Below are 20,318 nucleotides of genomic sequence, written 5' to 3'. Positions count from 1 at the left end.
CGTTCACCGGCCGGTGCAACACCCCGCCGCCTCGGGCGCCAGCCCGAGCGGCAGCCGGTCGCCCCCGAAGACCGCCGTCGTCGCCTCGTCCCCTCCCAGGGCGGCGACGGCGAGCAGCAGGGCCCCGGCCGTCCATGTGGTGCGTTCCCGGGGCCACACCGAGGGTTCGGTGCCGGCCTGCGCGTCGCCCTCGAAGACGTACCCGGTCCAGTACATGCCGTCCTCGGCGCGCAGGTGCTGGATCTCGGCCAGGACATCCACGGCGCGGTCGGACTCGCCCATCGCCCAGAGGGCGAGGGCGAGTTCCGCGCTCTCACCGCCGGTGACCCACGGGTTGGGCACCACGCAGCGGACCCCGAGGCCGGGCACGACGAACTCGTCCCAGCGGGCCAGCACGCGCTCCCGCGCGGCCTCGCCGCGCAGCACCCCGCCGAGGACCGGGTAGTACCAGTCCATCGAGTACCGGTCCTTGTCCAGGAACCGCTCGGGGTGGTGGGCGATGGCGTGCCCGAGGGCACCGGCGGCCAGCTCCCAGTCGGGCTGCGGGTCCTCGCGGTGCTCGGCGACGGCCAGCGCGCAGCGCAGCGCCTGGTACATCGAGGAGCAGCCGGTCAGCAGCGCCTCCTGCGGGTACGTCCCGTCGTCCTCGCGCTTCCAGGCGATCTCGCCGCCGGGCAGCTGGAGTTCCAGGACGTACTCGACGGCCGCGTACAGCACCGGCCACATGCGCTCCAGGAAGGCGTCGTCGCCGGTGGAGAGGTAGTGGTGCCACACGCCGACGGCGACGTAGGCACAGAAGTTGCTCTCCCGCCCCAGGTCGGTGGGCTCGCCCTCGCCGCCGTCGGCCCAGCCGTACGCGGCGTACCAGGAACCGTCCGGGTTCTGCCGGCGGGCGAGCCAGATGTAGGCCGCCTCGGCGTGCTCGTGCTCGCCGGCGGCGTCCAGCGCCATGGCGGCCTCGACGTGGTCCCAGGGGTCGAGGTGGCCGCCCTCGAACCACGGTATGGCGCCGTCCGGCCGCTGGACGGCGAGGATCCCGGCGACGGTCTGCGCGGCCTGCTCCGAGGTCAGGACGCCGGGCAGGACGAGGTGTTCGGTGCGCCTCACGCGTCGACGCCCGCCTTCGGGGTGTGCGGCTTGGTGGCGTAGGCGACGAAGCTCTTGCCGATCAGCGGGTTGAGCGCGTTCTCGGCGAGCCGGGTGGCCAGCGGTTTCTTCATGATGTCCCAGACCAGCAGCTTGTGGTACAGCTTCACCGGCAGGGCCTTGTCGTTGTCCACGCCGACGGCGCACTTGATCCACCAGTACGGGGAGTGCAGCGCGTGCGCGTGGTGGCTGCCGTACGGGCGCAGGCCCGCCTCGCGGATCCTGCCGAGCAGTTCGTCGGCCCGGTAGATGCGGATGTGGCCGCCCTCGACCTCGTGGTAGGCGTCGGACAGCGCCCAGCAGATCTTCTCCGGCCCGTAGCGCGGCACGGTGACCGCGATCAGCCCGCCCGGCTTGAGGACGCGCACCATCTCGGCGAGCACGCCCTTGTCGTCCGGGATGTGCTCCATGACCTCGGAGATGATGACGCGGTCGAAGGTGTCGTCGGGGAACGGCAGGCTCAGCGCGTCGCCCTCCATCGCCGTGGCGGTCGCCCCGGCCGGGGCCTCCCCGGCCTCCTTCATCGCGGCGAACCACTTGGCGACCTCGCGGATCTCGTCGCCGTTCCGGTCCAGGGCCACCACGTTCGCACCGCGCCGGTAGCACTCGAAGGCGTGGCGGCCCGCACCGCAGCCCAGGTCGAGCACGCGGTCGCCCGGGGCGAGCGGGAAGCGGGTGAAGTCGACGGTCAGCACGTGGAGTCTGCTTTCGTCCGGGACGGAGACTGGACAGTGGGCCGCGGCCCCGCGGCGGCCTCGATCGCCGCACGGTAGTGCTCGGCGGTGCCGATGGCGGCCCGCTCCCAGGTGAAGCGGGCCAGTACGCGTTCCCGGCCGGCCAGGCCGAGGCGGCGGCGCAGCTCCGAGTCGCGCAGCAGCCGGCCCAGCGCCGCGGCCAGCGCGCCCGGGTCCCCCGGCGGCACGGCCAGGCACGTCTCCCCGTCGGGCCCGGCGACCTCGGGGATGGCGCCGCCGGTGGTGGCGACCAGCGGCGTCCCGGTGGCCATGGCCTCGGCGGCCGGCAGCGAGAAGCCCTCGTACAGCGACGGCACGCACGCCACCTGGGCGCCGCGCACCAGGTCGACCAGCTCCTCGTCGCTGATGCCCTTGACGAAGTCGACGGCGCCGCCCAGCCCGTACCGCTCGATGGCGGCGGCCACCGGCCCGTCGTCGGCCCGCTTGCCGACGACGACGAGGTGCGCGTCGGGGTGCTCGGTGCGCAGCTTCGCGAGCGCCTCCACGAGGTGGACCAGGCCCTTGAGCGGCACGTCGGCGCTGGAGGTGGTCACGATCCGCCCCGGCACCTCGGGCACGGACGGGTCCGGCGAGAACAGCCCGGTGTCCGCGCCGATGTGCACCACGTGCACCCGGTCCTCGCGCACCCCGAGGTGGTCGACGATCTCCTGGCGGGAACTCCCGGAGACGGTGAGCACGGACGGCAGCCGGCGCGAGACCCGCTTCTGCATCCGGGTGAAGCCGTACCAGCGGCGGACCGACGCCCGGCGCTTCCACCCCTGCGCGGCGTCGAGTTCGAGCTGCCGGTCGACGGTGATGGGGTGGTGGATCGTCGTCACCAGCGGCGCGCCGAGGGCGTCCGGGCCGCCGAGAAGACCGTAGCCGAGGGTCTGGTTGTCGTGGATGACGTCGAAGGCCCCCCGCCGGGCGGCCAGGTGACGCCGGGCCCGCAGGCTGAACGTCAGCGGCTCCGGGAAGCCCCCGGTCCACATCGTGCCGACCTCCAGCGCGTCCACCCAGTCGCGGTACTCGTCGCGCTTCGGGGTGCGGAACGGGTCCGGCTGGCGGTAGAGGTCCAGGCTCGGCAACTCGGTGAGGCGTACCCCGTCACCGAGCTCGTCGAGCACGGGGTAGGGCTGGGCGCCGATCACCTCGACGCTGTGGCCGAGCCGGGCGAGTTCCCTCGACAGATGGCGCACGTAGACGCCCTGGCCCCCGCAGAACGGGTTCCCCTTGTAGGTGAGCAGCGCGATCCGGAGCGGCCTGGCCTCTGCGGTCACTCACGGCCCCCTTCTCACTGCACTTCAGCGGGAGCGTAGCCGCCCGTGCGTTGGTAGAACAAGTTTCAGAATCGGTTACTCAGGAGTTGGCCCGAGAGCACGAAGATACCTGTAGCCGTGCGGGGGGTTCTGGCTGGTGCGGGTGATTCCCGCCACGCCGTGGCTGTGGCCGTGCCGGGTTGTCGTGTGCGGGTTGTTTGCGCCTGCGGCGGGCATCCCCCGCCCTCCCTCCCTCCCCCAGCCTTCGGCCGGGGGGACCCCCATCCGGCGCGGTCAGTGACCGCCTCGCGCGTGCGTGGTGAGCCGGGCGCGGGGCCTCCGGGGCTGCACGTCCTGGACTGGGTTATTACGTGCATGGCGGGCGGTCCATGTCCGAGCCCCGGATGCCGCACACAAATATCCCGCAGCGTCCAGAACATCCACCCCTACGACCCCGCCCCCTCCGTATCGCGGGCGACTGACGGCCGGAGGGTGGTCAGAGAGCGGTCCGGGGTTGCCGCACACGTCTTACCGAACGCCCACGGCCATAGGGGTGGTGGCTGAGGCCCGCGCCGGCCCCGGCGCGATCGGGTGCTCGGGCCGATGCCCAGCGGTATGACGCCCTGCTGAGCGACCCGTTGCCGTGTGGGCGTTCCCGCCCTCCCTCAGCCTTCGGCCAGAGGCGGCCCGATGCGGTGCGGTCGGTGTGGTTCCAAGACTGAACCTGGTTGCACGTCGGACGCCCGCCGGAGGTCAGGGTGCGGACCTGGGCCAGGTCGCTCTGCCAGGGTCCCCACATCGGCAATCGTCGTGATCTGCCGCCTGGCGACCTTCGGCGTCGCCGTGACGGCAAAGCCCTGGAGCGCCGACGGGTGAGGTGCGTCAGCCGTCCCGTGGGAGGTGCCCCGGGCCACTGGTGCACGCACCCTCGCTCGGCCTGCGGCCGGGGGACCCCTGCTGAGGGCAGCTCCCAACCGTGCGGGGAGGGGCGCCCCCCATCACCCCCCACCGGCCGTTGGTCGCCCAGCGATACGGAGGGGGCGGGGTCGTAGGGGTGGGCGTTCTGGACGCTGACGTGTATTTGTTGTGCGGCACAGACGGCAAGAACCTGGACCGCCCGCCATGCACATAAATATGCGGTACAGAATGCCCAGCCCCGGAGGCCCCGCCCCCGGCCCACCACGCACGCGCGCAGGCCCGCACCAACCGCGCCGGATGGAGGTCCCCCCGGCCGAAGGCTGGGGGAGGGAGGGAGGGCGGGGAAACCGCCCGCCGCAGGCGCAAACAACCCCGCACACAACAACCGGGCAGCCCGGGGCACCCGGGACCGCAGGCGCAAACAAGCCGCACACAACAACCGGGCCGCAAGGGGCACCCCCCGCAACCGCAACCACAACGGCGCCGCACACGAAGACCCGGCCCCCACAGACGCACTCCCACAGAAAGGCACCGCAGTACGCTGGGGGACGGTTCCGCACGGCGCACAGATTCGGATTGGGACAGATGACCGCAGCTCCTCAGCCGACGCCGTCCCCCGTGCCGCTGACCGAACGTCAGGAAGCCCGGCGCCGCCGCATCCTGCGCACCAGCGCCGAGCTCGCCGTGCGGGGCGGCTTCGACGCCGTCCAGATGCGCGAGGTCGCCGAGCAGTCGAACGTCGCGCTCGGCACCCTCTACCGCTATTTCCCGTCCAAGATCCATCTGCTCGTCGCCACGATGCGCGACCAGCTGGAGCACCTCCACGAGGCGCTGCGCAAGCGCCCGCCCTCGGCCGCCGCGCCCGCGGACCGCGTGGCGGAGACGCTGATGCGCGCGTTCCGCGCGATGCAGCGGGAGCCGCACCTCGCGGACGCCATGGTGCGGGCGCTGACCTTCGCCGACCGTTCCGTCAGCCCGGAGGTGGACGCCGTGTCGCGGCTGACGACCGCGATCGTGCTGGACGCGATGCGGCTGGACGGGCCGCCCGGGCCCGAGCTGCTGTCCGCGGTGCGCGTCATCGAGCACACCTGGCACTCGGCGCTGGTGACCTGGCTGTCCGGGCGCGCCTCGATCGCCCAGGTGAAGATCGACATCGAGACCGTCTGCCGGCTCATCGACCTGACCGATCCGCGGCGCACGGGGGCCTGACCCCTCCGGCCCGTTCACTCCTCGGGCGGGAAGACAGCATCGCCGGAGTCGGCCAGCGTGATGCTGATCGCCTCCACCGGGCAGCCCTCCGCCGCCGCCAGCAGCGCCTCCGCGGCATCGGTGTCCGGAGCCGCGGGGTGGGACTGCCGGGCGGAGTCGAGGGTGAATCCGCCCGGAGCGGAGTTCACGCACATGCCCGAGCCGATGCACACCCCCCGGTCGACCTCGATGTGCCAGCGGTCCCCCACGGGGTCAGCCCTCCCAGCCGGCGGGCAGGTGGACCATCTTGTGCTCCAGGTACTCGCCCAGCCCCTCGGGCCCGAACTCGCGCCCGAGCCCGGAGTTCTTGTAGCCGCCGAAGGGGCCGAGCATGTCGAGGCTGAAGGTGTTGACGTTGAAGGTGCCCGTGCGCACCCGGCGGGCGATGTCGATGCCATGCCCGACGTCACCGGTCCACACGCTGCCGGACAGGCCGTAGTCGGAGTCGTTGGCGATGCGGACGGCCTCGGCCTCGTCCTCGTAGGGCAGCAGGCAGATGACCGGGCCGAAGATCTCCTCGCGGGCGATCCGCATGGAGTTGGACACGTCGCCGAAGAGGGTGGGCTCGACGTACCAGCCGGTGGGCTGCGCCTGCGGGCGGCCGCCGCCGGTGAGGACCTTGGCCCCCTCCTGCTGCCCGAGGGCGATGTAGTCCAGGGAGCGCTGCTGCTGGCGGCGGGCGACCAGCGGCCCGACCTGGGTGGCGGGGTCGAGGGGGTCGCCGACGACGAGGGCCGAGGCCGCCGCGGCGAGGCGCTCGGCGGTCTCGTCGTAGCGGGAGCGGGGCGCGAGGATGCGGGTCTGGGCGACGCAGGCCTGGCCGTTGTTCATCCAGGCGGCCGAGACGATGCCGGGGACGGCGGTGTCCAGGTCGGCGTCCGGCAGGATCAGCGCGGCGGACTTGCCGCCGAGTTCCAGCGTCACCCGGGTGAGGTTGCGGGAGGCGACCTCCATGACGCGCCTGCCGGCCGCGACCGAGCCGGTGAAGGAGACCTTGTCGACGCCGGGGTGTCCGACCAGGTACTCGCTGACCTCCCGGTCGGCGGGCAGGATCGACAGCACGCCCTCGGGCAGCCCCGCCTCGGCGGCGATCTCGCCGAGCAGGTACGCGTCGAGCGGTGACTCCGGGGACGGCTTGAGGATCACCGCGCACCCGGCGAGCAGCGCGGGGGCGAGCTTGGCGGCGGCGGTGAACTGCGGGACGTTCCACGGGACGACGGCGGCGACGACGCCGGCCGGCTCGCGGCGCACCAGGATCGGGCCGAGCACACCGGCCCGCCGTTCCTCCCAGGTGAAGCCGCGCGCGACGGTGATCGCGGCGTCCCAGACCATCATCGCGCCGAGCGCCTGGGCGAGCACGCTCCAGGAGTAGGGGGAGCCGTTCTGCGAGCTGATGACGCGGGCGATCTCCTCGTGCCGTACGGCGATCGCGTCCTTGATCCGGGTGACGACCTCGATGCGCTCGTCGAGGGTCGCCCGCGGCCACGGGCCCTCGTCGAAGGCCCCGCGGGCCGCGGCGACGGCCCGGTCGACGTCCTCCCGGGAGGCGTGCGGCACCCGTGCGAAGACCTGCTCGGTGTGGGGCGAGACGACCTCGATGGTGCCGGTGCCGAGCGGGTCCACCAACTGCCCGCCGATGAAGAGCTGTTCGTGTGCGACGATCCCGTTCGCGTCCATGCCTGTCCCGTCCCGCCTTTGGCCGGTCCTGATGCTTCGTCAGAAAGTGACTCTGCTTCAGAACTGATACCAGTTCTAGTTATGGTGGGCAATGCACGCGACCGGAGCTGAGAGGGGACCTCATGGAGCACGGCGACGGCATCTGGAGCATCCCGGTCCCGATCCCCGACAACCCCCTGGGCCACACGCTCGTCTACGTCGTCGACACCGACCGCGGCCCCGTCCTGGTCGACACCGGCTGGGACGACCCCGCCTCCTACGACGCCCTCGCCCACGGCCTCACCGCGATCGGCACCTCGCTCGCCGACGTCCACGGCGTCCTCGTCACCCACCACCACCCCGACCACCACGGCCTGTCCGGCAAGGTCCGCGAGGCCTCCGGCGCCTGGATCGCCATGCACCCCGCCGACGCCGCCGTCGTCCGCCGGGCCCGCGGAGCCCGGCCGGGCCTGTGGCTGGACTACCTCGCCGCCAAACTCGCCGCCGCCGGCGCCCCCGAGGAGCACCTCGCCCCGCTGCGGGCGGTGCGCGCCGAGCGCCGCGCCGCCGACGTACCCGGCCTGCGGCCCGCCCTCCCCGACCGCGAGATCGTCCCCGGCGAGCGGGTGCCGCTGGCCGGCCGCGCCGTCCGCGCCGTGTGGACCCCCGGCCACACCCCCGGCCACGTCTGCCTCTTCGAGGAGGACGGCCGCCGTCTCTTCTCCGGCGACCACCTGCTGCCCGGGATCTCCCCGCACATCGGCCTGTACGAGGACCCCGACGACGCGACCGCCGGCGACCCCCTGGGCGACTACCTCGACTCCCTCGAACGCGTCGCCCGGCTCGACCCCGCCGAGGTGCTGCCCGCCCACGAGCACGCCTTCACCGGCGCCGGCGCCCGGGTGCGCGAGCTGCTGGACCACCACACCGCCCGCCTGGCCTCGCTCCGGGCCCTGATCGCCGAGGCCCCCCGCACCCCGTGGCAGCTCGCCGAGGCCATGCAGTGGAACCGCCCCTGGGAGCAGATCCCCTTCCCCTCCCGGAACATCGCCGTCGCCGAGGCCGAGGCGCACCTGCGCCGCCTGGTCAAGCTCGGGCACGCCGAACCGGTGCCCGGGTCCGACCCGGTCGCGTACACCGCGGCGTGAGCCGCCGGTGCGAGCCCGCCGGTGTGAGGCAGACCGCACGAGGCCGGGCACGGCGCGGCACGCGGTCCCGGCTAAGGTGTGCTCGACACAACCAAGTCCAATCACGTCCGAGCGGGGGAAGCCGGTGCGAATCCGGCGCTGACCCGCAACCGTGAGCCGTCCCCGCCCGGGGAGGGCCCAGCCGGAGCACCCGCGCGGACGGGAGCGGCTCTTCCGTCGAGGTACACGGAGCCGGAGCCCGGTGCCGTGACCGCGCGCCCGCATCCGGCTGCGCGACCGCTCACCCGAAAGGCACCACCCGATGCACCTGCGCCGCACCGCCGCGGCCGCCCTGGCCGCCTTCAGCACGCTCCTCATAGCCGCGTCGCCGTCACCCTCGCCCGCGGCGGCCCCCGCCGCGCTGTACGGGGACGCCGACCCGACGTACGACGGCGTGTGGCGCCAGTCGTACGCGCTGCTGGCGCTGCACGCGGCCGACACGGAACCGGCCGGTGACGCGGTGAAGTGGCTCGCCGGGCAGCAGTGCGCGGACGGCGGATTCGCCTCGTACCGTCCCGACCCGACGGCGCCCTGCGACCCGAAGACCGAGGACACCAACGCCACCGCCATAGCCGTCCAGGCACTCGCCGTCCACGGGCAGGACTTCCCCGTCAAGCGCGCCGCCGAGTGGCTCGCCAAGGTGCAGAACCGCGACGGCGGCTGGTCCTACAACCCCGGCGGAGCCTCCGACGCCGACTCCACCGGCGTCGTCATCGGCGGCCTCAAGGCCGCCGGCACCGACGTCAAGTCCGTGACCACCGACGGCCTGTCGCCCTACGACGCGCTGCGCTCCCTCCAGCTGGCCTGCGGCAAGAAGGACGGCGGCGCGTTCGCCTACCAGCCCGACCCCAAGTCGGGCGACCTCGCGGCCAACGCCAAGGCCACCGCCGACGCCGTGCGCGGCGCCGAGGGCGCGGGCCTCGTCGTCGAGGCCCCCGGCCGCGACGTCCCCGTGCGCAGCGGGTGCGGCGGCAGCGCCTCCGACGCGGGCGCCGCCTGGCTCGCGGCCCGGCTCACCGCCGGCGGAAGCCACTTCGACGCCGTCACCCCGGGCTCCGACCAGAAGACCCCCGACTTCGGCACCACCGCCGACGCCGTCATCGCCCTCGCCGCCGGCGGCCATCTCGACGCCGCCAAGGGCGCCTACAACTGGCTCGCCGCCAACTCCGGTGCCTGGGCGAAGGACAATCCCACCGCCCTCGCGCAGCTCGCCCTCGCCGCACACGCCACCGGCAACCCGATGCGGGACCACATCACGCGGCTCAGCGCCCTCGGCCCGGTCGCGGAGCAGAAGCCCGAGTCCTCGGGCGGCAGTTCGGTGTGGTGGATCGTCGGCGCCTGCCTGGTCGCCGGCATCGGCATCGGGGTGCTGCTCGCCGGCCGGAAGCACCGGCTGTGAGGCGGCCGCCCCTCACGGCGGCGGCACTCCTCATGGCCCTGCTGGCCGCCCTCGTCGCGACGCCCGCGCAGGCGGCAAGCTACCGGTACTGGTCCTTCTGGCAGCGTGACGCCGCCACCGGCGCCTGGGCGTACGCCAAGACCGGGCCCGCCCTCAGCCGCCCCGGCGACGGTGCCGTGGAGGGCTGGCGCTTCGGCGTCAGCCCCGACGCCGACTCGGCCGCCCGCCCCCGCGGCACGGCCCGGTTCGCCGCCGTCTGCGAGGGCACCCCGGCCCGCCCGGGCACCAAGCGGGTCGCCCTGCTGCTCGACTTCGGCACCGCCGCCGACGCCCCGGCCGGCCGCACCGCCTGCGCCCGCGTCGCCGCCGACGCCACCTCCGCCGACGCCCTGGCCGCCGTCGCGCCCCCGCTCCGCTACAACTCCGCGGGCCTGGTCTGCGCCATCGCCGGCTACCCCGCCAAGGGCTGCGGCGAACAGGTCGCCGACGCCGCCGCACCCCCCGCCCCCACCTCCTCCCCCGGTCCCGCGCTCGGCACGTACGGCGCCGCCGGAGTCGTCCTCCTCGTCGCCGCGGCCGCCGCCTGGCAGGTCCGCCGCCGCCGGAGCGACCGCCCGTGACCGCCGGAACACCCCTGCCCCGCCCGCTGCGGGCCTTCGCCCTGATTCCCCTGCTGCGCCCGCGCACCGGCGACGGCTCGCCCACCCCGGTCACCCGCCGTTCCGGCGCCGCCGCTCCGCTCCGGCCGCAGCAGCGGTCAGTCCTGCCGTCCGGTGACACCCCCGGCGAACCACGCAGGGCCAACGCGACCGACGGACGGTCCAGGGCATCGCGGTCCCTCGCGCTGCCGTCTCTGCTGCGCCTCCGCGATCGCCGCGACGACTCGTCCACCCCGGACGCCCGCACGGCAACCCCCGCTGCTCGTCGGCCACCCCGCCGCGGCACACCGGTGTCGATCGGGCCGGCCACCACCCCCGGCTCCGGCGGGAAACCACGCACGCCCGGCCCGACCGCCACCGAGGCCCCGGCGGCCCCCGCCTTGCCCACCCCGGACACCCACCGCTCCGGCGCGGCGGTCCGGCCCCGGCGGGCGATCGTGCCCGCGGGCAGCCACGATCACCCCCTCCGCCGCGGCACCGAAGGCGGTGGCGGCTCCGGCCGCCTGCGGGGGCCGCTGGGGCGGCCGGAACGCGCCGGGCAGGCCGGCGCCGCAGGCCCGCGGCCGGCGGGCCGGGCGCGGGGACCGCACGCCGGGGCGTGGTGGCTGTGGGCGCTGGGGCTCTCCACCGCCGCGTCGCGGACGACGAATCCGGCGCTGCTCGCGCTGCTCGCCGCCGTCGCCGGTTACGTCGTGGCCGTGTGCCGGGTGCCGGACACGCCCTGGTCGCGGTCGTACGCCGCGTTCCTGCGCCTGGGCCTGGTGGTCGTCGCCATCCGGCTGGTCTTCGCCGTCGTCCTGGGCTCCCCGATCCCCGGCACGCACACCGTCCTGACCCTCCCCGAAGTGCCGCTCCCCGACTGGGCGCAGGGCGTCCGTCTCGGCGGGCGGGTCACCGCCGAGGGGCTGTGGTTCGCCTTCCGCGAGGGCATGCGGCTGGCCACCCTCCTGGCGTGCCTCGGTGCCGCGAACGCGCTGGCCAACCCGGCCAGGCTGCTGAAGTCGCTGCCCGGCGTCCTGTACGAGGCGGGTGTCGCCGTGGTCGTCGCGATGACGTTCGCGCCCCATCTGGTCGCCGACGTCCGGCGGCTGCGGACGGCCCGCAGACTGCGGGGCCGCGCGGAGAAGGGCGTACGGGCGCTGCTCCAGGTCGGCCTGCCCGTGCTCGAGGGCGCCCTGGAGCGTTCCGTCGCCCTGGCGGCCGCCATGGACGCCCGCGGTTACGGACGCACCGCCGCTGTGCCGCCGGCCGTGCGCCGGGCGACCGTCGCGCTCACCCTCGGCGGGCTGCTCGGACTGTGCGCGGGCACGTACGCGCTGCTGGCCGCCACCGGGGCCGCGTACGGCCTGCCCCTGCTGCTGGCCGGACTGGCCGCCGCCGTCGCCGGGCTGCGGCTCGGCGGGCGGCGCTCCGTACGCACCCGGTACCGCCCCGACCGCTGGGACGCGACGGCATGGCTGATCACCGCCTCGGGGGCGGCCGTCGCCGCGCTGACGATCTGGGCCGCCGCGGCCTCCCCCGCCGGCCTGGACCCGCCCGTCGTGCCGCTGACCGCGCCCTCGCTGCCGCTGTGGCCCGCGGCAGCCGTCCTGCTGGGGCTGCTGCCCGCGCACCTGAAGGGAGCCCGCCCGTGATCCGCTTCGAGCAGGTCTCCGTCACGTACGACGGCGCCGCCGGGCCCGCCGTCGCCGGTGTCGACCTGACCGTCCCCGAGGGCGAACTCTGCCTGGTCGTCGGGCCCTCCGGCACGGGCAAGTCCACGCTGCTGGGCGCCGTCTCCGGCCTCGTGCCGCACTTCACCGGAGGGGTACTCACCGGCCGGGTCACCGTCGCCGGGCACGACACCCGCACCCACCGGCCGCGTGAACTCGCCCATGTCGTCGGCACCGTGGGCCAGGACCCGCTCGCGCACTTCGTCACCGACACCGTCGAGGACGAACTCGCCTACGGCATGGAGTCGATCGGCCTGGCCCCCGACGTGATGCGCCGCCGCGTCGAGGAGACCCTCGACCTGCTCGGCCTCGCCGACCTGCGCGACCGCCCGATCGGCACCCTCTCCGGCGGGCAGCAGCAGCGCGTCGCCATCGGCTCGGTCCTCACCGTCCACCCGCGGGTCCTGGTGCTGGACGAGCCGACGTCCGCGCTCGACCCCGCCGCGGCCGAGGAGGTCCTCGCCGTCCTGCAGCGGCTCGTCCACGACCTGGGGACGACCGTGCTGATGGCCGAGCACCGCCTGGAGCGGGTCGTGCAGTACGCCGACCAGGTCGTCCTCCTCCCGGGCGGGGGCGCCGCCCCGGTCTCCGGGCCGCCCGCCGAGGTCATGGCGCTCTCGCCGGTCCGTCCGCCGGTCGTCGCGCTCGGCCGTCTCGCCGGCTGGTCCCCGCTGCCGCTGTCGGTGCGCGACGCCCGCCGCGCCGCCGCCCCGCTGCGCGAGCGCCTCGCCGGCCGCACCCCGCCCCCGCCGCCCGCGCCCGCCACCGGCGAGCCCGTCGCCGCCGTGTCCGGGCTCACCGTCCGCCGCGGCCGCGTCGAGGCGCTGCGCGCGGTGGACCTGGCCGTACGGCCCGGCGAGACCCTGGCACTCATGGGCCGCAACGGCGCGGGCAAGTCCACCCTGCTGTCCACCCTCGCCGGGATGCGGGCACCCACCTCGGGCAGCGTGAACGTCGGCGGCCTGGAGCCGTCCCGCGCCAGGCCCGCGGAGCTGATCCGCCGCGTGGGCCTCGTCCCGCAGGACCCCCGGGACCTGCTGTACGCCGACACCGTCGCCGCCGAGTGCGCCACCGCCGACGCCGACGCCCGCGCCACCCCCGGCACCTGCCGCGCCCTGGTCGGCGAGTTGCTGCCCGGGGTCGCCGACGGCACCCACCCGCGCGATCTGTCCGAGGGGCAGCGCCTGGCGCTCGCCCTCGCCGTCGTGCTGACCGCCCGGCCCCCGCTGATCCTGCTCGACGAGCCGACCCGCGGCCTGGACTACGCCGCCAAGGCCCGTCTCGCCGCGCACCTGCGCGCGCTCGCGGCGGACGGCCACGCCGTCGTCCTCGCCACCCACGACGTCGAACTCGCCGCCGAACTCGCCCACCGCGTCGTCGTCCTCGCCGACGGCGACCTCGTCGCGGACGGTCCCACCGCCGAGGTCGTCGTCTCCTCCCCCGCCTTCGCCCCGCAGGTGGCCAAGGTGCTCGGCCCGCTGCCCTGGCTGACGGTCGGCCAGGTCGGGGCGGCCCTGGCGGGGACGGCGTGAGCGCGCGTCCGCCACGCGCGGTCCGGCTGGGCGGGCGGGCCGTCGCCGCGCTGACGCTGGTCTCCGCGATCGGCGTCGCCGCGTTCGGCTGGCCGCTGCTCGCCGACCCGGGCTCCGGGCTCGCCCACAGCGGGGACGCGCCCTGGCTGTTCGCACTGCTGCTGCCGCTGCTGCTCGCCGTCGTCATGGCGACGATCGCCGACGACGAGGACGGCCTGAGCGCCAAGTCCGTCGCCATGCTGGGCGTGCTGGCCGCCGCGGGCGCGGCCCTGCGCCCGCTCGGCGGCGGCACGGCGGGCATCGAGCCGATGTTCTTCCTCGTCGTGCTGTCCGGCCGGGTGCTCGGCCCCGGCTTCGGCTTCTCGCTGGGGGCGTTGACGATGTTCGCCTCGGCCCTGCTCACGGGCGGGGTCGGGCCGTGGATGCCGTTCCAGATGCTCTCGATGGGCTGGGTGGCGCTCGGCGCGGGCCTGCTCCCCGGCGCCGCCCGGCTGCGCGGCCGGGGCGAACTCGTCCTCCTCGCCGGGTACGGGGCGGTGTCCTCGATCGCGTACGGGACGATCATGAACCTGCAGGGCTGGCCGTATCTCGGCGGCGCGTCCTCCGGGGTCTCCTTCGTGCCGGGCGACCCGCTCCCGGACAACCTCGCCCGCTTCGTCGCGTACTGCCTGGCCACCTCGCTGGGCTGGGACGTCCCGCGTGCCGTGCTGACCGCGGTCCTCGTCCTCACCCTGGGCCCGTTCGTGCTGCGCGCCCTGCGCCGGGCCACCCGGCGCGCCGCGTTCGGCGCGCCGGTGGCCTTCGGCGAGGGGGACGCGCCCGGTGTGCCGGGCGCGCCGCCCCAGTCGCGCTGACGGTCCGGCGGCGGGAACGGGCCGGCGCCGGCGAGGAGGGGCGGGCGCACCCCGCCGGGTCAGATCCGCTGGATGATCGTGCCCGTGGCGAGGGCCCCGCCCGCGCACATCACGATCAGCGCGAACTCCTTGTCGGCACGCTCCAGTTCGTGCAGCGCCGTGGCCATCAGCCGGGCCCCGGTGGCGCCCACGGGGTGACCGAGGGCGATCGCGCCGCCGTTGACGTTGACCTTCTCCAGGTCCTGGTCGAAGACCTGCGCCCAGGACAGCACCACCGAGGCGAAGGCCTCGTTGACCTCGACGAGGTCGATGTCGTTCAGCGTCATGCCGGCCTTGCCGAGCACCGTGCGCGTCGCGTCGATCGGTCCGTCCAGGTGGTAGTGCGTGTCCGCGCCGACCAGCGCCTGCGCCACGATCCGGGCCCGCGGCCGCAGTTTGAGCGCCCGCGCCATCCGCTTGGACGCCCACATCACGGCCGCCGCGCCGTCCGAGATCTGCGAGGAGTTCCCCGCGGTGTGCACGGCCGTCGGCATGATCGCCTTCAGCCCGCCCAGCGCCTCCATGCTGGTGTCGCGCAGGCCCTCGTCGTGGTCGACCAGCCGCCACATGCCCTGGCCGGCGAGCTGCTCCTCCTCCGTCGTGGGCACCTGCACGGCGAAGGTCTCCCGCTTGAAGCGCTCCTCGGCCCAGGCCCGTCCCGCCCGCTCCTGCGACAGCAGCCCGAGCCGGTCCACGTGCTCCCGGGTCAGCCCGCGGCGCCGGGCGATGCGCTCGGCGGCCTCGAACTGGTTGGGCAGGTCCACGTTCCACTCGTCTGGGAAGGGCTTGCCGGGCCCGTGCTTGGAGCCGCTGCCGAGCGGCACCCGCGACATCGCCTCCACGCCGCAGCCGATGCCGATGTCGATCACGCCGGCCGCGATCATGTTGGCGACCATGTGGTTGGCCTGCTGCGAGGAGCCGCACTGGCAGTCCACGGTCGTCGCGGCCGTCTCGTACGGCAGCCCGCAGGCCAGCCAGGCGCTGCGCGCCGGGTTCATCGACTGCTCCCCGGCATGGGTGACCGTACCGCCGACGATCTGCTCCACGGCATCGGGCTGGATGCCGGTGCGGCCGAGCAGTTCGCGGTACGTCTCACCGAGCAGGTAGGCGGGGTGCAGATTGGCGAGCGCGCCGCCGCGCTTGCCGATGGGGGTGCGTACAGCTTCGACGATGACGGGTTCAGCGGCCATGTACCTCGTCCTCTCCTCGGCCGCGGGGCGTCCCGGCGCCCGCGGCAGAACTAGTACGCGTTCTAGTTCCGCCCAGCAGTCTGATTACCGGCGGTACGCGGGCGCAAGGGTCGTGCACCAAACCGGCCGATCCGCACCGCCGCGGGCCTTGCGACTTGAAGGGGCCGGGGCTACCGTCCACAGGCACATATCTGATGGAGCGTCAGACAGTGTGCTGCGGGGACGTCCGCGGACCACCACCCGGGGAAACCCCGGAGACCACCACGGAGATCCGGGCCGCCGGACCACCCGGACCACGACCCGGACCACGACTCGGACCACGACCCGGAGTACGCCGGACCACCCGGACCAGGAGCCGCCGATGTCCGCCACGCCGCCCCCCTCCTGCCCTGCCCTCCCCGACGGCTTCGACTTCACCGACCCGGACGTCAACCAGGAGCGCATACCGCTCCCGGAGTTCGCCGCGCTCCGGCACACCGCGCCCGTCTCCTGGATCCCCCAGCCCCACGGCATCGCGGGCTTCGGGGACGACGGCTACTGGGCCGTCACCCGCCACGCCGACGTCAAGACGGTCTCCACCACCCCCGAGACCTTCTCCTCCCGCACCAACACCGCGATCATCCGCTTCAACGAGCACATGCAGCGGGACCGGATCGACGCCCAGCAGCTGATCATCCTCAACATGGACCCGCCCGAGCACACCCGCCTGCGGCAGATCGTCCAGCGCGGCTTCACCCCCCGCGCCATCCGCGCCCTCGAGGACACCCTGCGCCGCCGCGCCGAACACATCGTCGCCGGGGCCACCGCCCACGGCTCCGGCGACTTCGTCACCGACATCGCCTGCGAACTGCCCCTCCAGGCCATCGCCGAACTCATCGGCGTCCCGCAGGAGGACCGCAGCAAGATCTTCGAGTGGTCCAACAAGATGATCGGCTACGACGACCCCGAGCTCGCCATCACCGAGGAGGTCGGCACCGAGTCCTCCATCGAGCTCATCTCCTACGCGATGAACATGGCGAGCGAGCGCAAGGCCTGCCCCGCGCACGACATCGTCACCAAGCTCGTCGCCGCCGAGGACGAGGGCAACCTCACCACCGACGAGTTCGGCTTCTTCGTCCTCGTCCTGGCCGTCGCCGGCAACGAGACCACGCGCAACGCCATCACCCACGGGATGCACGCCTTCCTCACCCACCCCGAGCAGTGGGACCTCTTCCGCGCCGAGCGCCCGCGCACCGCCGCGGACGAGATCGTCCGCTGGGCCACCCCCGTGACCTCCTTCCAGCGCACCGCCACCCACGACACGGAGCTGGGCGGCGCGAAGATCCGCGAGGGCGACCGCGTCGGCATCTTCTACGCCTCCGCCAACCACGACCCCGAGGTCTTCGCGGCCCCCGACACCTTCGACATCACCCGCGACCCCAACCCCCACCTGGGCTTCGGGGGCGGCGGCCCCCACTTCTGCCTCGGCGCCAGCCTCGCCCGCCTCGAGATCGACCTCATCTTCAACGCCATCGCCGACACTCTCCCCGCCATCCGCCTCGCGGCCCAGCCCCGCCGCCTCCGCTCCCCCTGGCTCAACGGCGTGAAGGAACTCCGTGTGACCTACACCTGACCCTGGGCGCGCGTTTGCCGGTCACCGGGTATGGCAGGGTAGGGTGTGCTTTCGCATGTCCAGCGGGCGTGTAGCTCAGCGGTAGAGCGCTGCCCTTACAAGGCAGATGTCGGCGGTTCGAAACCGTCCACGCCCACCAGTGAGAAGACCCCCAGCCGGTCATGGCTGGGGGTCTTTGACATCCAGATCTGACATCAACGGCCACGCTCACTCGCGGCCGGGACGCCTCCGCAGCAGCCGGTCCATGTGGCTCACGGCCTCCCGCTGGGTGTCCTGCACGACGTGCGTGTAGACGTTCATCGTGACGGCGATCTGGGAGTGCCCAAGGATCTCCATCACGACGCGGGGCGCGACGCCGGCCGCGGTGAGGAGCGTGGCGCAGCCGTGCCGGGCGTCGTGCAGCCGAATCACGCGAAGCCCGGCGCTTCCCGCCACGCGCGTGAACGAGCGGTACAGGTTGCGCGGCTCGACCGGCCGACCCGTGCGGGTGGTGAAGACGTAGTCGCTCTCGGTCCACTGCTCCCCCGCGCGCTCCCGCATGGCCGCCTGGCGCATCCGCTGCCACCGCAGGGGCGCCACGCACATCGCCGGCAGGGGAAGCGACTGCTTGCGGCGGCGCCCCTTGGGATCGTCGTCGTACACCTCCCCGTGGACGCGCTGACGCTGCTTGCGGACCCGGATCACGCGCTGCTCCAGGTCGATGTCCTGCCAGCGAAGACCGATGATCTCGCCGCGCCGGAAGCCGAGCGCGATGGCGATGACGAAGGCCGCGTAGAGCGGATCGGTCCGGGCCGCCGCGAGGAAGTCGAGCGTCTCGTCCAGCGACCACGGCGACAGGTCGCGCTGCTCCACGTGCGGCGGCTCGACGAGCGACACCACATTGCGCGCGATCAGCTCCTCCCGGCAGGCAGCCGACAGCGCCGAGCGCAGCACCTTGTGGGACTCCTTCGCGGTGGCCGCGGTGGTCTGCTGCTCCAGACGTGCGAGGAAGCGGCGGACGTCGGCGACGCTCAGGGCGTCCAGCTTCTTGGCGCCGAGCATGGGCACCAGGTAGAGCCTGACGTGCACTTCGTACTTGGCGAACGTTGTGCGCTTCCGCCGGGGCTTGATGACGTTCTCCAGCCAGTACGGCAGCCACTCGGCGAGTTTGGCGGATCGGGTGGGCACGGGGATGCCGGACTCCACCTTGGCCAGTAGGTCCCGGCGCTTGGTGTCGCATTCGGCCCAGGTCTTGCCGTAGGCGAACTTGCGGGCCCGGGTGCCGTCCGGCTGGAGGACGTAGACGGCGGCTTGGTAGCGGCCGTCCTTGCGCTTGGTGATGGTGCCGGCGCCGTTCGGGTTGCGCTTGCGCTGTCCGGGCATCAGGCAGCGGCCTCCTCGGTCTCATGGGCAATGAAGTCCCGCACGGCGTCGGCGGGGATGCGGCGGGCGCGGCCGATGGTGATGGAGACCAGGCGGCGCGACCGGATCAGGTCGTAGACGGTGGAGCGTCCGAGCTTGAGCCGCGCCATGACCTCCGGCACGGTCAGCAACTCCGCGGTCGTGGTCGTCATGCTGCGGCTCCTTCCAGGGCCAGTTGGTCGCGCAGGGCTTCGCGGGCGGTTTCGCGGTTGATACGGATGTCCCGGGCGATGGACGCGGCGAGGACGGATTCGCCAGGGGTGTGGCCGTGGCCGGCGTACTGCCAGTCGGCCAGGACCAGGACGGTGTCTGGCTCGATGTCCTCCAGGCCGAGGTCCCCGTGCTCTTGGGCAGCGCGGTAGTCGGCGCGTTCCTGGCGCAGGGCGCCGAGGGTGGTGGAGTAGGCGCGGGATTTGGTGGAGAAGTGGCCGCGGAAGCCGAGCATGTGTGCCCAGGCCCACAGCCGCCGGTCGGGGTAGAGGTCGTCCAGGTCGCGGCAGGCCTGGATGAGGCGGCGGGCGTGGTCGGGCACGCCGTGGCGGTCGAGTTCGGCGAGTTCACCGATACGGCGGTCAAGGGTGCCGGTGTTCTCGGCAGCTTTGGTGGCGTACTTGGCGACGTAGGAGGCGACGGCCTGCTCGGTGATGTCCGAGCCGTCCCCGAAGGCTTTGACCGGGCGGACGTCGAGCTGGGCGCCCCAGCGGAAGGTCCGCGTCGGTTGGTCGCCGGCGGCCGGGACGCTGATCGAGGTGTAGGAGTGGTGGGCAGCGGCCCGAACGGCGTCTTCCAGTAACCCCGTGGTGGCCCAGGATGGCGGCTCGGTATCGGGGCCTTCGGGGCCGTCGAGGCGGATGACGGCGTGGAAGTGGACGGCGCCGCGCTTTTGGAACTCGGCGACCTTGCCGAAGGAGACGCGCAGGACCTCTGACATGGCGCGTTGGGTGAGGCCGGCACGGGCGGCGATCTCGCGGCGGAGTCGATTGGTGAAGCGCTGCCACAGCTTCCCGGCATGGTTGTTGAACAGCACCGCCCCCGCGTAGTCGTACGTGGCCGGGTCGAGCGCGGTCCCCAGCGTCGAATCGTCGGCGGGGTGTTGGGTGCCGCAGCGGCAGCGTCCGGAGTCGGGCCGGTTGTGCACCCGCCCGAACGACGGAGCCGTGAGGGTGGCGAACACCCTCGGGTGATCCCGCACCGTGCCAGGGATCTCCCGCCGTTCGTCACCAGCAAGCCCCGCGCGGATGAGGTGGTAGGTGTCGCCCGCGTAGGTCCAGGCGCAGGCCGGGCAGCGCGAGGCGCGGCGGTTGCCGCAGGCGATGCGGAGCCGTCCGCCGGGTTCGTTCTCGGTGGAGTAGTGGTGCAGGGTCTCGCCGCTGGTCTTGTCTTTGGTGAGGGTCCAGCCGGTCAGGTGGATGGGGTCGGAGCAGCCGCCAGTGCGGCGGATCTGGTCTTCCCAGCGGTGGAAGCCCGGGGACCCGGCCACCCTCAGCAGGTCGGTCAGGGTGGTCGGGTCCAGGCCCGCGAGGGTCGCGGTATCAGGCACGGGCGCCCTCCCGCGTCCGAACGGGGCGGAGGGTGCCGGTGCCATGGCAGGCCGGGCAGTGGACGGTGAGGGTGCGCAGGTGGCCGTGCCGGTCGCGGCCGCCGAGGGTGATGGCGGCGGAGGCGAAGCCGTCGCAGGCCGGGCAGATCCGCGGCGCGGTGCGTCCGGAGTCGGTCATGATGGGGGTTCCTTTCGATTGCGGTCGGGAGGGACGGCCCCGGGTGGCGTCGTG

Annotated in this window: 18 protein-coding genes, 1 tRNA gene and 1 riboswitch; of the genes, 9 read left to right on the top strand and 10 right to left on the bottom strand. The window is 73.9% G+C overall.

Annotated elements, in window-relative coordinates; all coding sequences use genetic code 11:
• Positions 1-3: 3 nt before the first annotated feature.
• From OIE69_RS27595 to OIE69_RS27585, 3 genes are read right to left on the bottom strand one after another with little or no spacing between them, the layout of a single operon-like run.
• Positions 4-1,107, bottom strand: a complete 1,104-nt coding sequence (locus OIE69_RS27595; protein WP_326576546.1) for a prenyltransferase/squalene oxidase repeat-containing protein — start codon at positions 1,105-1,107, stop codon at positions 4-6.
• On the bottom strand, positions 1,104-1,841 hold the full coding sequence (locus OIE69_RS27590) for a class I SAM-dependent methyltransferase (protein WP_089221673.1): 738 nt from the start codon (positions 1,839-1,841) through the stop codon (positions 1,104-1,106). The genes OIE69_RS27595 and OIE69_RS27590 overlap by 4 nt, the downstream gene beginning before the upstream one ends.
• A complete protein-coding gene (locus OIE69_RS27585) occupies positions 1,835-3,160 on the bottom strand; it encodes a glycosyltransferase family 4 protein (protein WP_326576544.1) in 1,326 nt (441 codons plus the stop codon). Before OIE69_RS27585 ends, OIE69_RS27590 begins: the two co-directional genes overlap by 7 nt.
• Positions 3,161-4,642: 1,482 nt before the next feature.
• On the opposite strand from OIE69_RS27585, the gene OIE69_RS27580 reads away from it, so the two are divergent.
• On the top strand, positions 4,643-5,266 hold the full coding sequence (locus OIE69_RS27580) for a TetR family transcriptional regulator (protein WP_326576542.1): 624 nt from the start codon (positions 4,643-4,645) through the stop codon (positions 5,264-5,266).
• 14 nt (positions 5,267-5,280) lie between these two features.
• Here the strand turns inward: OIE69_RS27580 and OIE69_RS27575 are convergent, their stop codons facing one another.
• Both OIE69_RS27575 and OIE69_RS27570 read right to left on the bottom strand, forming a co-directional pair.
• The gene (locus OIE69_RS27575; RefSeq protein ID WP_326576540.1) at positions 5,281-5,514 is read right to left on the bottom strand and encodes a ferredoxin; all 234 of its coding nucleotides are present in this window, start codon (positions 5,512-5,514) and stop codon (positions 5,281-5,283) included.
• A gap of 4 nt (positions 5,515-5,518) precedes the next feature.
• Positions 5,519-6,982 carry an aldehyde dehydrogenase gene (locus OIE69_RS27570; RefSeq protein ID WP_326576537.1) on the bottom strand — a complete coding sequence of 488 codons (1,464 nt, stop codon included), beginning with the start codon at positions 6,980-6,982 and terminating at the stop codon, positions 5,519-5,521.
• A 122-nt stretch (positions 6,983-7,104) separates the two neighbouring features.
• Between OIE69_RS27570 and OIE69_RS27565 the strand changes: the two genes are divergently transcribed.
• The 6 genes from OIE69_RS27565 (at position 7,105) to OIE69_RS27540 (ending at position 14,304) form a co-directional block, all read left to right on the top strand.
• Positions 7,105-8,109 carry an MBL fold metallo-hydrolase gene (locus tag OIE69_RS27565; protein WP_326576535.1) on the top strand — a complete coding sequence of 335 codons (1,005 nt, stop codon included), beginning with the start codon at positions 7,105-7,107 and terminating at the stop codon, positions 8,107-8,109.
• Positions 8,110-8,224: 115 nt separating this feature from the next.
• A riboswitch (cobalamin riboswitch) is annotated at positions 8,225-8,300 on the top strand.
• Positions 8,301-8,410: 110 nt separating this feature from the next.
• Positions 8,411-9,547, top strand: coding sequence for a prenyltransferase/squalene oxidase repeat-containing protein (locus OIE69_RS27560; protein WP_326576533.1), 1,137 nt, complete (start codon positions 8,411-8,413; stop codon positions 9,545-9,547).
• Positions 9,544-10,167 carry an SCO2322 family protein gene (locus tag OIE69_RS27555; protein ID WP_326576531.1) on the top strand — a complete coding sequence of 208 codons (624 nt, stop codon included), beginning with the start codon at positions 9,544-9,546 and terminating at the stop codon, positions 10,165-10,167. Before OIE69_RS27560 ends, OIE69_RS27555 begins: the two co-directional genes overlap by 4 nt.
• Positions 10,164-11,840: an energy-coupling factor transporter transmembrane component T gene (locus OIE69_RS44785; protein ID WP_392567576.1), complete on the top strand. Its 1,677-nt coding sequence runs from the start codon at positions 10,164-10,166 to the stop codon at positions 11,838-11,840. Before OIE69_RS27555 ends, OIE69_RS44785 begins: the two co-directional genes overlap by 4 nt.
• Positions 11,837-13,450: an ABC transporter ATP-binding protein gene (locus OIE69_RS27545; protein ID WP_326576529.1), complete on the top strand. Its 1,614-nt coding sequence runs from the start codon at positions 11,837-11,839 to the stop codon at positions 13,448-13,450. Before OIE69_RS44785 ends, OIE69_RS27545 begins: the two co-directional genes overlap by 4 nt.
• Complete coding sequence (locus OIE69_RS27540) at positions 13,402-14,304, top strand: ECF transporter S component (RefSeq protein WP_392567684.1); 903 nt, start codon at positions 13,402-13,404, stop codon at positions 14,302-14,304. The genes OIE69_RS27545 and OIE69_RS27540 overlap by 49 nt, the downstream gene beginning before the upstream one ends.
• Positions 14,305-14,363: 59 nt before the next feature.
• On the opposite strand, the gene OIE69_RS27535 is transcribed toward OIE69_RS27540, so the two are convergent.
• Positions 14,364-15,533, bottom strand: coding sequence for a steroid 3-ketoacyl-CoA thiolase (locus tag OIE69_RS27535; RefSeq protein ID WP_326576524.1), 1,170 nt, complete (start codon positions 15,531-15,533; stop codon positions 14,364-14,366).
• Between the two features lie 361 nt (positions 15,534-15,894).
• Between OIE69_RS27535 and OIE69_RS27530 the strand changes: the two genes are divergently transcribed.
• On the top strand, positions 15,895-17,145 hold the full coding sequence (locus OIE69_RS27530) for a cytochrome P450 (RefSeq protein WP_326576522.1): 1,251 nt from the start codon (positions 15,895-15,897) through the stop codon (positions 17,143-17,145).
• Positions 17,146-17,209: 64 nt separating this feature from the next.
• Positions 17,210-17,284: transfer RNA gene (locus OIE69_RS27525), tRNA-Val, on the top strand.
• A gap of 68 nt (positions 17,285-17,352) precedes the next feature.
• On the opposite strand, the gene OIE69_RS27520 is transcribed toward OIE69_RS27525, so the two are convergent.
• Genes OIE69_RS27520 through OIE69_RS27505 form a run of 4 tightly spaced genes read right to left on the bottom strand, consistent with a single transcriptional unit; the run spans position 17,353 to position 20,264 of the window.
• The gene (locus OIE69_RS27520; RefSeq protein WP_326576520.1) at positions 17,353-18,507 is read right to left on the bottom strand and encodes a tyrosine-type recombinase/integrase; all 1,155 of its coding nucleotides are present in this window, start codon (positions 18,505-18,507) and stop codon (positions 17,353-17,355) included.
• Positions 18,507-18,698 (bottom strand): helix-turn-helix domain-containing protein, encoded by a 192-nt coding sequence (locus tag OIE69_RS27515; protein ID WP_326576518.1) that lies wholly within the window; start codon positions 18,696-18,698, stop codon positions 18,507-18,509. Before OIE69_RS27515 ends, OIE69_RS27520 begins: the two co-directional genes overlap by 1 nt.
• Complete coding sequence (gene repSA / locus OIE69_RS27510) at positions 18,695-20,131, bottom strand: replication initiator protein RepSA (RefSeq protein ID WP_392567575.1); 1,437 nt, start codon at positions 20,129-20,131, stop codon at positions 18,695-18,697. The genes OIE69_RS27515 and repSA overlap by 4 nt, the downstream gene beginning before the upstream one ends.
• A complete protein-coding gene (locus OIE69_RS27505) occupies positions 20,079-20,264 on the bottom strand; it encodes a hypothetical protein (protein WP_326576514.1) in 186 nt (61 codons plus the stop codon). Before OIE69_RS27505 ends, repSA begins: the two co-directional genes overlap by 53 nt.
• Between the last annotated feature and the right edge of the window lie 54 nt (positions 20,265-20,318).

It is taken from the genome of Actinacidiphila glaucinigra (assembly GCF_035918135.1).
GTDB classification, from domain to species: Bacteria; Actinomycetota; Actinomycetes; order Streptomycetales; family Streptomycetaceae; genus Actinacidiphila; species Actinacidiphila glaucinigra.
Note: the sequence above shows the minus strand (reverse complement) of the source record. Positions and strands in the feature narration are given on the sequence as shown.

Excerpts from the sequence above, each read along its gene's own strand:
- OIE69_RS27520 (WP_326576520.1), bottom strand. The coding sequence starts at position 18,507 with ATGCCCGGACAGCGCAAGCGCAACCCGAACGGCGCCGGCACCATCACC.
- OIE69_RS27515 (WP_326576518.1), bottom strand. The coding sequence starts at position 18,698 with ATGACGACCACGACCGCGGAGTTGCTGACCGTGCCGGAGGTCATGGCG.
- OIE69_RS27570 (WP_326576537.1), bottom strand. The coding sequence starts at position 6,982 with ATGGACGCGAACGGGATCGTCGCACACGAACAGCTCTTCATCGGCGGG.
- OIE69_RS27580 (WP_326576542.1), top strand. The coding sequence starts at position 4,643 with ATGACCGCAGCTCCTCAGCCGACGCCGTCCCCCGTGCCGCTGACCGAA.
- OIE69_RS27535 (WP_326576524.1), bottom strand. The coding sequence starts at position 15,533 with ATGGCCGCTGAACCCGTCATCGTCGAAGCTGTACGCACCCCCATCGGC.
- OIE69_RS27530 (WP_326576522.1), top strand. The coding sequence starts at position 15,895 with ATGTCCGCCACGCCGCCCCCCTCCTGCCCTGCCCTCCCCGACGGCTTC.
- repSA (WP_392567575.1), bottom strand. The coding sequence starts at position 20,131 with ATGGCACCGGCACCCTCCGCCCCGTTCGGACGCGGGAGGGCGCCCGTG.
- OIE69_RS27565 (WP_326576535.1), top strand. The coding sequence starts at position 7,105 with ATGGAGCACGGCGACGGCATCTGGAGCATCCCGGTCCCGATCCCCGAC.
- OIE69_RS27560 (WP_326576533.1), top strand. The coding sequence starts at position 8,411 with ATGCACCTGCGCCGCACCGCCGCGGCCGCCCTGGCCGCCTTCAGCACG.
- OIE69_RS27505 (WP_326576514.1), bottom strand. The coding sequence starts at position 20,264 with ATGACCGACTCCGGACGCACCGCGCCGCGGATCTGCCCGGCCTGCGAC.